Below are 12,806 nucleotides of genomic sequence, written 5' to 3'. Positions count from 1 at the left end.
ATTGGTTTTTCCCATCATCACAAAGTCTAAACATGCTAATGAAAGAAATAATCAACTCACAACTCGCAAAGAAGATCCCTATAATATTATAATCTGCTAAAATCGTTTAAAAGTCAAAGACAAAATATTAGTCAAAAAGCACGCTGACCGATTGTTTTTCATGAACACGGATGATCGCTTCACTTAGCAATGGAGCGACAGAAAGCTGAATCAGCTTTTCAATTTTTTTCTCTTCCGGCAAAGCGATTGAATTCGTTACGACTAACTCTTTAATCTTCGAGTTTTGAATTCGTTCTATCGCAGGTCCAGACAACACCGGGTGTGTACAGCAGGCATAAACTTCCCTTGCCCCATGCTCTACTAGAGCATTTGCCGCAAGCGTAATCGTTCCTGCTGTATCGATGATATCATCAATTAAAATGGCTGTTTTGCCTTCGACATTCCCAACAATGTTCATAACTTCAACCATATTTGGCTTAGGACGGCGCTTATCGATTATGGCAATTGGCGCCTTCAGCCGATCTGCCATTTTTCGTGTTCTCGTCACACCGCCATGATCAGGAGAAACAATGACAATATCATCAAAGCGTTTTTCCAAGAAATAATCTGCTAAAATCGGCACTCCCATTAAGTGATCGATAGGAATGTCAAAGAAACCTTGGATTTGCGGCGCATGCAAATCAAGAGTAATCATCCTTGTCGCGCCTGCAGTTTCCAATAAATTCGCAACAAGCTTAGCAGTAATAGGTTCTCTTGCACGTGCTTTCCGATCCTGCCGCGCATAACCATAGTATGGCATAACAATATTAATGGTTTTGGCAGATGCACGTTTAAGCGCATCAATCATAATGAGCAATTCCATTAAATGCTCATTGACTGGATCACTTGTCGATTGGATCACGTATACATCGCAGCCGCGAATGCTTTCTTCAATATTAATTTGAATCTCCCCGTCACTAAATCTCGTAACCGAACTTTTTCCCAAATCGACTCCTACTATATCCGCGATCTCCCTGGCAAGGGCTGCGTTTGAGTTTAAAGAAAAGATTTTTAAATTTTCGTCTTTATAACGATTTTTTGTCATTGTAAAGGGACCCTCCAAATTACGATTTTTTACCATTCATTTTTTCGATGACGTATCTCTCTTTATTCACTTGACGAGCCCTTGCGATCGATAATGCGCTGCCAGGGACGTCATCTGTAATAGTTGATCCGGCTGCTACATATGCTCCTTCGCCAATCGTAACCGGCGCAATAAGGTTTGAATTACATCCAATAAAGGCTCCGTCTTCGATTTTCGTTAAATATTTATTTTTCCCGTCATAGTTAACTGTTATCGAACCGCAGCCAAGATTCACCCCATTCCCAACTTCTGCATCTCCAATATAGCTTAAATGGGATGCTTTCGATTCTTTTCCAATTTTAGATTTTTTGACTTCGACAAAATTCCCAATTTTTACTCCATCGTCAATAACGGAGGCTGGGCGAATGTGTGCGAACGGACCGATGTTAACCTGATTTCCGATCTGACTGTCATGAACAACAGAATGACGGATGTTCGTATTATGGCCAATTTGGCAATCTTTAATTTCGGAGTTGGGACCGATTTCACATTCCTCTCCGATGACCGTTTTACCGATAATGACTGTACCCGGATAAATGACAGTATCTTGTCCGATCTCTGCATCTGCTGATATATATGTATTATCAGGATCGACAATTGTAACTCCGTTTTTCATATGCTTTTGATTGATTCGCCTTTTCATAATAAGCTCCGCTTGCGAAAGCGCTATGCGGTCGTTTACCCCTAACGTTTCTTCAAAAGAATCTGTTTGAAACGCTGAAATGATTTCGCCTTTTTCCTTCAAAATCTCAATTACATCCGGCAAATAATATTCGCCTTGCGCATTGTCATTATTGACATGCTTTAAAGCTTCAAATAAGGAAGCGTTATCAAAGCAATAAGTTCCCGTATTAATTTCTGTCACAAGACGTTCACTTTCTGTAGCATCTTTATGCTCAACTATTTTTTCAACCAGCCCTTCTTCATTGCGGATCACTCGTCCATATCCAGTCGGATCATCCGCTTCTGCTGTCAGAATGGTGGCTTTTGCTTTCGTTTCCAGATGATGCTTTAACAATTTTTCAAACGTCTCGCTGGTGATCAGCGGCGTATCGCCACAAACAACAATTGTCGTTCCTTCTTTCCCCTCAAGATATTGAGCCGCCTGCAAAACAGCGTGAGCAGTTCCAAGCTGCTGCTCCTGCAAAACATACAATGTCTGTTCGCCGAGCTCTGATTTTACTTTTTCCGCACCATGACCGACGACGGTAATGATTTCGTCAACTTGAAGCTTGGAAACATTGTCTATCACATGCTGAACCATAGGTTTACCGCAAACAGGATGCAGCACTTTATAGAGCTTTGATTTCATTCTTGTTCCTTGCCCGGCTGCTAAGATGACTGCAAAACATTTCTCCATTTATAGGCCTCCAATACCCTTTTTATCCATAAAAATCTTATCTTAAATAATGTTCTATTTCAAGAAATCTTGTGTGATTCCGTAAATTTCCGTTTCACTCTATTTTTCTCGAAAAAGGTACAGAAATAGGATAGGAATTTTATTAAAAATCTACGAGGAAGCCCTAAATTTTATGCTTCTTCCCTCTTCTCTAAAGGCCGGTTTTAATACTTTGACGAAAAAACAAGAAGGAAAAGAACGCCTGATTGGAGGCCTTAACACAAAAAAAATTCATTTCAGCAGAACAACATTGCCTAAAGTTTTTTTGATTCATTCGATTGCTTCCTTTCGATGAACCAGATTTTCTGACGGTGGCTGAACGTAGAAGGTTATACTTGGATGCATTGTTGTTCAACGAAGTTGATTTACGATTTACAGCTCTGCATTTCTTCGTTTTTTCAAATGCCGATGTATGAACATTAATTTTTGAAACAAATATCATTTCTTATACAAGCATCAGACTTGATGATCAATAGCTGCATAACAATTGAGTATGTAAGAAAAACAAAGGAGGCCATCTATTCTTTTGCAAACGTTTACTAAATCGTATTAGTGAACAGATCCTTTAAAAAAGAAAGGGTCTTAAGCTGAATGCTTTAAGCCCCTTCTTTTACATCATATTTTTATGAAGCCCCTGCTTCTTCATATTCAAAATCTTCCGTCTCACCTAAACGGTGATATTCAGCTAGAACAGCGTCTTGAATTTTACCGCGAGTATTTGAATTAATAGGATGTGCAATGTCTCGAAACTCTCCATCCGGTGTACGTTTACTAGGCATTGCTACAAAAAGGCCGTTATTTCCGTCAATTACACGTATATCGTGGACGACAAATTCATTATCCAATGTTATGGACGCAATCGCTCTCATCCGACCTTCTGTATTGACGCGGCGCAATCTTACATCTGTCACTTCCATCCTGTTCACCACCTTTTTCTTCGCAAAAACTTTAGTAACCATAATTCAACAATTCAACGGATTTTTAAATTTTCCTTCTTTTCACACAAAAAATTTTTGGGAAAAATAAAAAATCGAGTAGGAGGGAGCGATTAACTCCCGTCCTCTCACACCACCGTACGTACGGTTCCGTATACGGCGGTTCAATTAAGATAATTGACGCAAGTCTTTATAACTTCCGTGAATAGCTGTTCTCTTTATGCCAGTGGTCACTCCACCCTCCAAGAGGTCTCCCACGGGATTCACCGCTTCCTCCCTCAAGTGAGGTACTACGTTTTCTGTGTTCATCATGACTCACTGAATGCCAAGGGCTATTCTCTCTTAATTGTTCGGTCCTTCTCAGTTGTTCTAGATCAACTAATACTATGACCTCTGCTGACTTCTGACGGTTCAGCTACTTATCACTAAGTAGGTTATGAAGAGTACTTCACATATCCGCCAGACCTCCCCGGGTAAGTACATGCACTTTCACACCATCTATCCGCCTCATTTACTCGATATGACCTTCGACAGAAAGAGCTTTGTTTTGTTTCGCAAACTCACTCAATCATACCTAGCCTTATATGAGGTTCGTGTTCCTCGGACCGGTGTTTTGCCTCCAGCTTCCTTCAGATTCCGCGTCACCACGGACACCCTTGCGCTTGGCTAACCTCTACTTCTGTCTTCGGGGTTCGGGACTTACACCCTATAGTTCATGTACATGCCGGGCGCACATAAAAAAGGATCCGATTCGCAAAACGGATCCTGAACAATTAACCTTTTATTTAACTAAAGCAATCACTTCAATTTCAACGAGGACATCTTTCGGAAGTCTTGCAACTTCCACACATGACCGAGCAGGCTTATGCGTTTGAAAATATTCCCCATATACTTCATTAAAAGCAGCGAAATCGTTCATATCTTTTAAAAATGCGGTTACTTTGACAACAGTTTCCAACGAAGCTCCTGCTTCTTCCAATACACCCTTTAAATTTGCGAAAACTTGGTGAGTCTGTTCTTTAATATCTCCTTGTACCAAGTTTCCTTCAGGGGTTAAAGGAATTTGTCCAGAGCTATAAAACATGTTATTCACAATAATTCCTTGAGAGTATGGTCCGATTGCAGCCGGAGCCTTTTTTGTTGAAACGACTTTCATTTTGAAACACTCCCTTACGATTCATTATTTTTATGCTAGAGGAAATCGAAATAATTTCCTTTACTAACTTGTATGGATCGTTCCTTTTCATTCATATCGGAAAGTTTTAAAATGGAAATATATTCATTTACAAGCCGTTCATCCACGCTTTCTGATTCCACAAGAACCCCAATTCCTGAAACGTTTGCGCCAAATTCAGACAGCATGCTGATCATGCCGTTGATCGTTCCTCCGGCCTTCATAAAGTCGTCAACAATTAACACATTCGATCCTTCTTTTAAGCTCCTCTTTGCAAGCGTCATAGTTTGGATTCTTTTCGAAGAGCCTGAAACATAATTAATGCTTACCATCGGCCCTTCTGTCACTTTATTGTCACGGCGAACGATGACAAAGGGAACATCCAAATAGCTGGCAACTGCATAAGCAATTGGGATCCCTTTCGTAGCTACAGTCATGACGACATCAATTGTACGATTCGCAAAAACCGAAGCAAATAAACGCCCGATTTGATTCATCATTTTTGGATTTCCCAGTAAATCTGTTAAATATAAATAACCTCCAGGTAAAAGCCGGCTGGGGTCTGAGACTTTCTCGCACAGTCTTTGAATAATTCCATTTGCTTCGTCCCTCGTCACCTTCGGAATAAATTTGACACCGCCAGCTGCGCCTGGGGTTGTGATTAAAGTTCCGATCCCTTGTTGCTCAAAGGTTTGCTTTATGATCACTAAATCCTCGCTAATGGAGGATTTAGCTGATTCGTACCGTTCAGAGAAAAAAGTTAATGGGATGAGCGCATGTGGATGATGAAGCAAATAGTGTGTCATATCGACAAGTCTCCCACTGCGTCTAAATTTCATAGACGAACCTCCAAATCCCGAATGTTTTTAAAGTAAATATAACTTAATATTCGCATTTAATCAAGGGCTATCCGATCCCCAAGCATTCTGACTGCATACACTTGATCGCAAAATCCCCTCAAGCCGTTATAAACACGATGAAGCCTCGACTCGTGTTGAACAAGTCCATATACTGTCGGTCCGCTTCCGCTCATTAAAACAGCATCAGCTCCAAAACGTTTCATTTGTTCTTTAATCAAAGCAACTTCCGGATACATCTTCATTGTGACCGACTCAAGGACATTTCCAAGCTTCGCACAGATTTCTTGATAATTTTGATCCTTTATCGCTTTGACCATTCCACTAACATCAGGATGCTCAATGTCATTTATCTTCAAATGTCGGTAAATTTCAGCAGTGGACACACCGATATCAGGCTTCGCCAATACGACCCAGCAATGCGGAGGAGGATCAATCAGCTCAATTTTTTCGCCTCTTCCGGTCGCCACAGCTGTGCCTCCGTAAACACAAAAAGAAACATCTGAACCAATTTCTGCTCCAAGTTTCGCAAGATCATCAAGGGAAAGATCCAAATTCCATAGTTTATTTAATCCCCTTAACGTTGCTGCTGCATCACTGCTCCCTCCTGCAAGGCCCGCAGCAACAGGGATGCACTTTGAAATCGTGATTGCCACACCCTTTTGAATCCCGAAACGGTCCTTTAAAAGCTGTGCCGCTTGGTAAGCTAAATTCCGATCATCATCTGGCACAAATCGATTATGCGATATGATACGTATTTTATTTTCATCAAGAAGCTTCAGCTCGATTCGATCAGCTAGATCTATGGTCGTCATGACCATATTCACTTCATGGTATCCGTCAGATCTTTTATGTAAAACATCTAAAGATAAATTAATTTTTGCCGGAGCTTTTTCCAATACTCGCAAATACATTCACCTACTTTTTCGTTCTGACAAAATGTATTCACATTGTACCATAAATAGGGATATAATAGCATAATTCGACAAAATCCGTCCATTGAAAACATAAAAAAATGCCGGCCCAAACTATGAGCCGGCCACCCGAATGTCTGCTTTTAAAAAGTTTTGCCGTTTTGCTTAGCCAATTGCTCTTCTGCAATCTCGATCGCCCGTTTTACCATGTTTCCGGCATCACGAGCCCGAATGGCTCCCCATCCTTCATTTTTGACCGTTTCATAAAAGCCCAATTCCTTAGCCAATTCATACTTAAAGCTTTCTGACATAATGCCTCGGCGTCTAGCCATTCTTTGACTCCCCCTTAAATAAAAACAGACATTCCCGCGGATTTTATCCGCTTACTGTTAGTTTCAAGCGAAAAGCTTGATTTATGCTTTTAAAAAAATGCCAGAGAAAAAAATAAAAGCAGCAAACAAATTTCGTTTACTGCCCGCCCATTGCAACATTGTTGTTTTCATCTATAAAAGTAATTTGGACTGTTTCCGTTAACACATCTGCATAGCTGTATGAAACGCGTTCAAAAGCATTTTCTTCCTGGTCAAGTTCAATCACAAAAACCGATGGATACGTCTCGGCTAAAACGCCTGAACGTTCAATTGTTTTTCTACGTCCGCCATTCGCTTTTAATGTTAATCGACGGCCTAGATTAGAATCAAGAGCTTGTTTAATATCGGATAACGTTTTTGCCATTGGAACCACCTCACAAAGTTCATTATACACAGAATCGACTAATAAGTCAAACAAATTTTTTATTATAACAGCCTTTAAACATCTGTGTCAACGTTTTCTTTTCAACAAATTTCTCTAATACTTGTCATAGTTTTCCCGTTTTTGCAAAAATTATATGGATTTATCCAAAAAAAAAGCAGTCCAAACGTTTATTCGTTTTGACCTGCTTCCTCAATATATCGGTTAAATGGTAAACCTGACCGCATGACGCCCTTTGTTTCAATGCCTCCTAATCCTTTTTCCCGCGACAAGGTGTTTCGAAGTACATCCCAAACATTAATTCGTTCAACAAAAGGAGTAAAGCTGATTTTAGAAACAATATACACAGGATCTAAAGCATGAATGTTCACTCTTGACGGTGAACTAGCAAAATTGGCCCCAGCTCTTATTAATGACTCAAAATGAGATTGGCATGCACCGGCAAAAATAATCAGCTGATCAAGCCCGGGAATTTTTTTCCGCGCCTTCCTGACCGTTTTAATAAAATCCTTCGAGTGTCGGTAAGCATTCAAATCCAATATTGTCCCTTTATGCTTCGAATAAGAATCATGTCCAGTAATGACAAGTATATCCGGCCGATATTTTTCTAAAAGCTCATCAATATGATCAGCCATTTCGTTTTCTTTTAAATGTATGCCGTGAACAGGAACACCAATTTTTTCGTATAAATTTAAGCATTTTTCCAAATAATTGGGGTCGCCATCTACATGTAATACTCTGCCTGGAATATGAAAACATTCATTTTGATATTCAAATTCGGACGAAGCGTAAAATTCTTGTTTTTCACGAGATAGATCATAATCTTGCTTCAGGAGATAAAGCGTATTTTCTATTTTTTCCCTTTCTTGTTTTTCACGTATTTTTTGTTCTTCTTTATTCATGATGACTAAGTCGTCATAAGGGGCATCAGCAATTAAACGGACGTCCTGTCCTGAAATAAGGGCAATCAGACGGCCAGTATGATCCTTTTTTATTTCTAAAATCCGAAAAAGCAAATCACACTGATAAGACTTTCTGGCCACTATCATCCCCGGCTTTATTAGCATAATGTTCACTCCGAACGGGAATAGTTTTCTTTTCTTCTTTAACGTATGCCTTGCTTTTCAAAATGGTGATTTACCCTATCCCGAAAATTTAAGTCCATGAAAAAAGCACAAAAAATCCAGGGGGTGTTAACACCAGCAGATTGGTATTTGCTGGAATAAGTCATGTTTATGCACCTGATGGTTACTGTTTCGGTTAACTACGCTGTTTGATTTGACGGCTCTACCATGACCTTAAACCCTAGTGTTTCCAACTTCCGAATCGCTTGTCTGGCGACTTGATGGCGCTTGCGTTCTTCGTAGTAATGTGGACCAAGTTCGATGTAAGTCTGCTTCTTTTTGAGGAGATGGTAGACAATAGTCAGGATGCTATGAGCGACCGCAACCGCTGCACGATTGGCCCCCCGGCGTGCAGCAATACGGTGGTACTGGCTGGATAGATAGGTGTGTTTGGACCTAGCAGCGGCACGGGCGGCTTCCACCAGGGTGCTACGAAGCTTCTGGTTTCCCTTGCGGGTTTTCCCTGACTTTCGTTTTCCGGCACTTTCGTTATTCCCTGGGGCGACTCCTGCCCATGAACACAAGTGAGCTGCCGAAGGAAACTGTGTCATGTCAGGGCCAATCTCAGCCAAAATATGCTCCGCTGTGCGCCGACCAACGCCGGGGATCGTATCTAACCGCTCCAGGTCATCTTCAAAAGGGCGCATCCGCTCCTTGATTTCAGCATCCAGTTCTTCAATCAAGGCATCTAAGTGATCAATATGCTCAAGCTGGGTTTTAAGCATCAGGCGTTGATGAGGGCCGATGAGGCCCTTCAGGGCCTTTTTCAACTCCTCTTTCTTCCGTTTGAGACGGCGCTGAGCCAGTTCGGATAGCACATCGGGGTCAGTTTCACCATTAATTAAAGCCTCGATCATGGCTCGACCCGATTTGCCCAGCACATTGGTCGCCACCGAGGAGAGTTTGATGTTAGCCCCTTCCAGTACCTTCTGGATGCGGTTGATTTCGCGAGCCCGCTCTTCAATCAGGCTGCGACGATAACGGATGAGTTCCCTCAACTCCCGTTGCTGGCGGTCAGGGATGTAACTACCTTGTAGCAATCCATGGCGTAAGAGTCCAGCGATCCACTCGGCATCCTTTACATCTGTTTTGCGACCAGGCACATTTTTGATATGTTTGGCATTGACCACTAAAATCTTGATGTCTTCCATCTCCAACAGGTTATAAATTGGCTTCCAGTAGGAACCTGTACTTTCCATGGCCACGTGAGTGACGCCATGCGCCTTGATCCAGTCTACAAGCATAAGCAAGTCTTCAGTCATGGTAGAAAACGTGCGGATCTCTTGATGATCCGGAGTAATAATACAAGCGACGACGTTCTTCTTATGAACGTCTAATCCACAAACATGAGTATGGATAATGTCCATGTTCGTTCCCCCATGCCTAACATGTAATAAACACAGGCTGGCGGTGCAACGACCATACACGTCATTCTATCCCGCGTGCTTCCCCAGGGAGCAACAGTCTGTGGTGCACCAGGTCGTCGGGGTCTGTCTAATTAACGGGCTCATGGCACCAAGGTAAGACGACCTCGCTGGCCAGCCTAAGATTAAGTATACATGGACGAACTATTTTCATCATCTGCTGGTGCCGCTTTTGCGGCATGGGGGTCTATTTAAATATTTCGTAAAGTCTGTCACTCAATAAAGCAAATTCTTCAATGGTCAATGATTCCCCCCTGCGCTTTCCATCGATTCCTGCTGATGTCAAACATTCTTCAATTATGTTTTTATTCACCTTCCCATTGGGTAAGTTGTTGAGTAAATTGTTCAATAACGTTTTTCTTCTTTGAGCAAAACTTGCTTTTACTACTTGAAAGAAAAATGCTTCATTTTTGACATGAATAAGCGGTTCTGGACGCAAATCGAGGCGAATGACAGACGAATCCACGTTTGGCTGCGGAATGAATACTGTCTTCGGCACCGACATAACCGTTTTCGCTTCAGTGTAATATTGGACGGCAATGGATAATGAGCCGTAATCTTTTGTTGAAGGTTTGGCTGTCATTCGTTCTGCCACCTCTTTTTGAAGCATGACGACGATCGCTTTTAGTGGCAAACGGTTTTCCAAAAGCTTCATAATGATCGGCGTGGTGATATAGTATGGCAAATTGGCGACTACCATGACTTCACGGCAATTGTTCAATTTTTTTTCAATGATTTCGTGGAGGTTTGCCTTTAATACATCTTGATAAATGATTTCGATATTTGAATATGGAGCTAAATTTTCTTCAAGAATCGGAAGCAGTCTGCCATCGATTTCAAAGGCAATAACTTTCTTAGCATTTTTTGCTAATTGTTCTGTTAATGCGCCGATCCCTGGACCTATTTCGATGACTCCTGTTTCTTCTGTTACACCTGCACGCTCAATCATTCGATGCAATATGTTCGGTTCCACAATAAAGTTTTGCCCTAAGCTTTTTTTAAAAGAAAAGCTGTATTTTTCAAGAATTTGTTTCGTTCGGCTTAACGTTGCTATTTCTTTTTCCATCTGCCTCTTCCTCCTTTAAGATCGCCTCAATTGCCTCCAAAAACGCTTCTTTCGTAATATGAAACATTGCCAAGCGTTTCATTAGCTGTTTTCCGTTAGCATAGCCGATTTTTAGCCGCTCTCCAAGCTTTTCCCTCCGCTTTTTTGCCGTTGGACCGCCAATTAAACCATAAAAAATCAAATCTAACATGGAAATGCTGCTTTTCCATTCGTTCATTTCCTCTCTCACCGAACGCAGCGCTTTCCGAATAGATTCTGCGCTGGCATGCTCAACGCCAATTCCTCTCCCGTTTTTTGCTCTGGCCTCATTGCGTGGCAAAAAGGCATGTTTGCATCCAGGAACATGTTCAGCTATTGTTTTGCGAATTTTTTCTCCCGGAGCGTCAGGATCCGTAAAAATAATAACTCCCCGCGTGTTTTGGGCAAGGCGTATTTGTTCAATAATCGATTGATTAATGGCAGAGCCGTTCGTTTCAATCGTATCGGCGTCCACTGCTCTTTTTATTGCCAGCGTATCATCTTTACCTTCAACGATAATAATTTCTTTTATTTTTTTTTTCATTTTTTCCTCCAAAACTTGAAACCTTTTTGTAATATTTGTCGTCAAATTGTATAAAAGGCTACTGATTTCCAATTATAACGTAAAAAAACAGAGGGTCGAAACCCTCTGTCAAAACAGCACTCGATAAAATTAACGTAAAACCCTTATTTTGACCTTTTTTCGACCCCATTGATATGCTTGAGACTTATTTGGGAAAAATACGTCAATTTTATTCCCGGAAATTGCTGAACCAGTATCGGCGGCAACTGCATATCCGTATCCTTCAACATACACCTTTGATCCGAGCGGAATGACAGACGGATCAACTGCGATTACCTTTGCATTTGGATTTGAGCGCAAATTGTACCCCGTTGCTGTTGTGCCTGAACAGCCATTGCAGGATGCTGTATATGCAGTAGCCGTCACATAAAATTCTTTAGACTTGCTGCCAGTTCCTCTTGAAGCTAGTGCAGGCTGCGAAGAAGCTTTTGTCCCGACAACAACAATTTTATCTTTGCTTTCCTTCGTTGTTACAGTTTTTATAAGCTTACGGGAAACTTCTTTTCCATTTTCCAAAATGACTTCAAATTGTTTTTGGCGTGTTCCTTTTTCGCCTTCTTGAATCACTTTTTTCGTTCCTTCAGCTAAATTTTTATCTGTACGTTGAACGATTTTAAATACAATTGGTTCTTCCACTACATCGGTGACTTTTTCTACTCTGGTAATTTCTACATTTGTGTTTTTATTTAACACTGTTGTTAGCCCAGGCTTTACTTTATCCATTGGATTCAATTTTACGTTATGTTCCTTTAAAAAGTCAGCGACAGTAGTCGAAGTAGACCAAATCTGTTGGTTTTTTCCACCAATATTTAAAGTGATAAGATGCGCTTTATTCACCTTTAGTTCCATGTTTTTTTCAATTTTTGCATCTAATGCCGGTAGAACTTCATCTTTTTCGGTAATGGAAATTTTTTGCTGCCTTAAAACATCTTCTACCGTATCAGCAGTTGTGAAAATCTTCCTTCGCTCATTGTCTACAATCAGCTGGACAGGTTTGGCATATTTTATCACTATATTCATGTTGTCTTGAATGTCCCGATGTTTCGCATGAGAAATATAATCATTAGCTTGTAATTTTATATCTAATTCTTTCAAAAGATCACTGACTTGGTCTGCATGGGTCCTTACTTCCTCTGTTTTCCCATCAATAGTGACTCTAACAGTATCTTTTGTTCCTTCATAGCCCCCATACGTTGCTCCTGTGCCAATTAAACATACACCGACTGCAGAAAGGACATACTTTTTTCTCTTGGAAAGGTTGGATACCATATTTTTCATGTTTTCAATCACGAAAACGCCTCCTTCTCCTCCGTGAGATTATATAGAGTATTTTTAAACCTGTCAACCCTCCTGCACTTTTCTCGTTTTTTGTAACTATTATCTTGAAGTTTGAACAAAAAGTGAAGAAAGACTTCTCGACACGTTTATCCTATGAG

The 12,806-nt window shown here is 40.9% G+C and carries 13 protein-coding genes; all 13 read right to left on the bottom strand.

Going from position 1 to position 12,806, the window contains the following annotated elements:
- Nucleotides 1-127: 127 nt before the first annotated feature.
- On the bottom strand, nt 128-1,084 hold the full coding sequence (locus NSR00_RS12605) for a ribose-phosphate diphosphokinase (RefSeq protein ID WP_063387580.1): 957 nt from the start codon (nt 1,082-1,084) through the stop codon (nt 128-130).
- 19 nt (nt 1,085-1,103) lie between these two features.
- Complete coding sequence (glmU, locus tag NSR00_RS12600) at nt 1,104-2,483, bottom strand: bifunctional UDP-N-acetylglucosamine diphosphorylase/glucosamine-1-phosphate N-acetyltransferase GlmU (RefSeq protein WP_066247215.1); 1,380 nt, start codon at nt 2,481-2,483, stop codon at nt 1,104-1,106.
- Between the two features lie 662 nt (nt 2,484-3,145).
- The gene (gene spoVG / locus NSR00_RS12595) at nt 3,146-3,439 is read right to left on the bottom strand and encodes a septation regulator SpoVG (protein ID WP_063387582.1); all 294 of its coding nucleotides are present in this window, start codon (nt 3,437-3,439) and stop codon (nt 3,146-3,148) included.
- 799 nt (nt 3,440-4,238) lie between these two features.
- On the bottom strand, nt 4,239-4,613 hold the full coding sequence (ridA, locus tag NSR00_RS12590) for a 2-iminobutanoate/2-iminopropanoate deaminase (protein WP_063387583.1): 375 nt from the start codon (nt 4,611-4,613) through the stop codon (nt 4,239-4,241).
- Between the two features lie 35 nt (nt 4,614-4,648).
- Nucleotides 4,649-5,470 (bottom strand): pur operon repressor, encoded by an 822-nt coding sequence (gene purR, locus NSR00_RS12585; protein ID WP_063387584.1) that lies wholly within the window; start codon nt 5,468-5,470, stop codon nt 4,649-4,651.
- Nucleotides 5,471-5,526: 56 nt separating this feature from the next.
- Complete coding sequence (ispE, locus tag NSR00_RS12580; protein WP_063387585.1) at nt 5,527-6,396, bottom strand: 4-(cytidine 5'-diphospho)-2-C-methyl-D-erythritol kinase; 870 nt, start codon at nt 6,394-6,396, stop codon at nt 5,527-5,529.
- Between the two features lie 149 nt (nt 6,397-6,545).
- A complete protein-coding gene (locus NSR00_RS12575) occupies nt 6,546-6,734 on the bottom strand; it encodes a small, acid-soluble spore protein, alpha/beta type (protein ID WP_063387586.1) in 189 nt (62 codons plus the stop codon).
- A gap of 136 nt (nt 6,735-6,870) precedes the next feature.
- Entirely contained in the window at nt 6,871-7,137 is a 267-nt protein-coding gene (gene veg / locus NSR00_RS12570) for a biofilm formation stimulator Veg (protein WP_063387587.1), read from the bottom strand.
- Between the two features lie 188 nt (nt 7,138-7,325).
- Nucleotides 7,326-8,222: a sporulation peptidase YabG gene (yabG, locus tag NSR00_RS12565; protein ID WP_063387588.1), complete on the bottom strand. Its 897-nt coding sequence runs from the start codon at nt 8,220-8,222 to the stop codon at nt 7,326-7,328.
- Between the two features lie 197 nt (nt 8,223-8,419).
- The gene (locus NSR00_RS12560) at nt 8,420-9,646 is read right to left on the bottom strand and encodes an IS110 family transposase (RefSeq protein ID WP_044897903.1); all 1,227 of its coding nucleotides are present in this window, start codon (nt 9,644-9,646) and stop codon (nt 8,420-8,422) included.
- A gap of 244 nt (nt 9,647-9,890) precedes the next feature.
- Nucleotides 9,891-10,769 carry a 16S rRNA (adenine(1518)-N(6)/adenine(1519)-N(6))-dimethyltransferase RsmA gene (rsmA, locus tag NSR00_RS12555; RefSeq protein ID WP_339198208.1) on the bottom strand — a complete coding sequence of 293 codons (879 nt, stop codon included), beginning with the start codon at nt 10,767-10,769 and terminating at the stop codon, nt 9,891-9,893.
- The gene (gene rnmV / locus NSR00_RS12550) at nt 10,723-11,331 is read right to left on the bottom strand and encodes a ribonuclease M5 (protein ID WP_186439261.1); all 609 of its coding nucleotides are present in this window, start codon (nt 11,329-11,331) and stop codon (nt 10,723-10,725) included. The genes rsmA and rnmV overlap by 47 nt, the downstream gene beginning before the upstream one ends.
- Nucleotides 11,332-11,460: 129 nt before the next feature.
- On the bottom strand, nt 11,461-12,648 hold the full coding sequence (locus NSR00_RS12545; protein WP_412675481.1) for a ubiquitin-like domain-containing protein: 1,188 nt from the start codon (nt 12,646-12,648) through the stop codon (nt 11,461-11,463).
- Between the last annotated feature and the right edge of the window lie 158 nt (nt 12,649-12,806).

Origin of the sequence: Aeribacillus sp. FSL K6-8394 (genome assembly GCF_038008865.1) — a bacterium.
Taxonomy (GTDB): domain Bacteria; phylum Bacillota; class Bacilli; order Bacillales; family Aeribacillaceae; genus Aeribacillus; species Aeribacillus composti.
The sequence above is the reverse complement of the archived record's forward strand: the minus strand, read 5'-3'. Positions and strand labels throughout refer to the sequence as shown.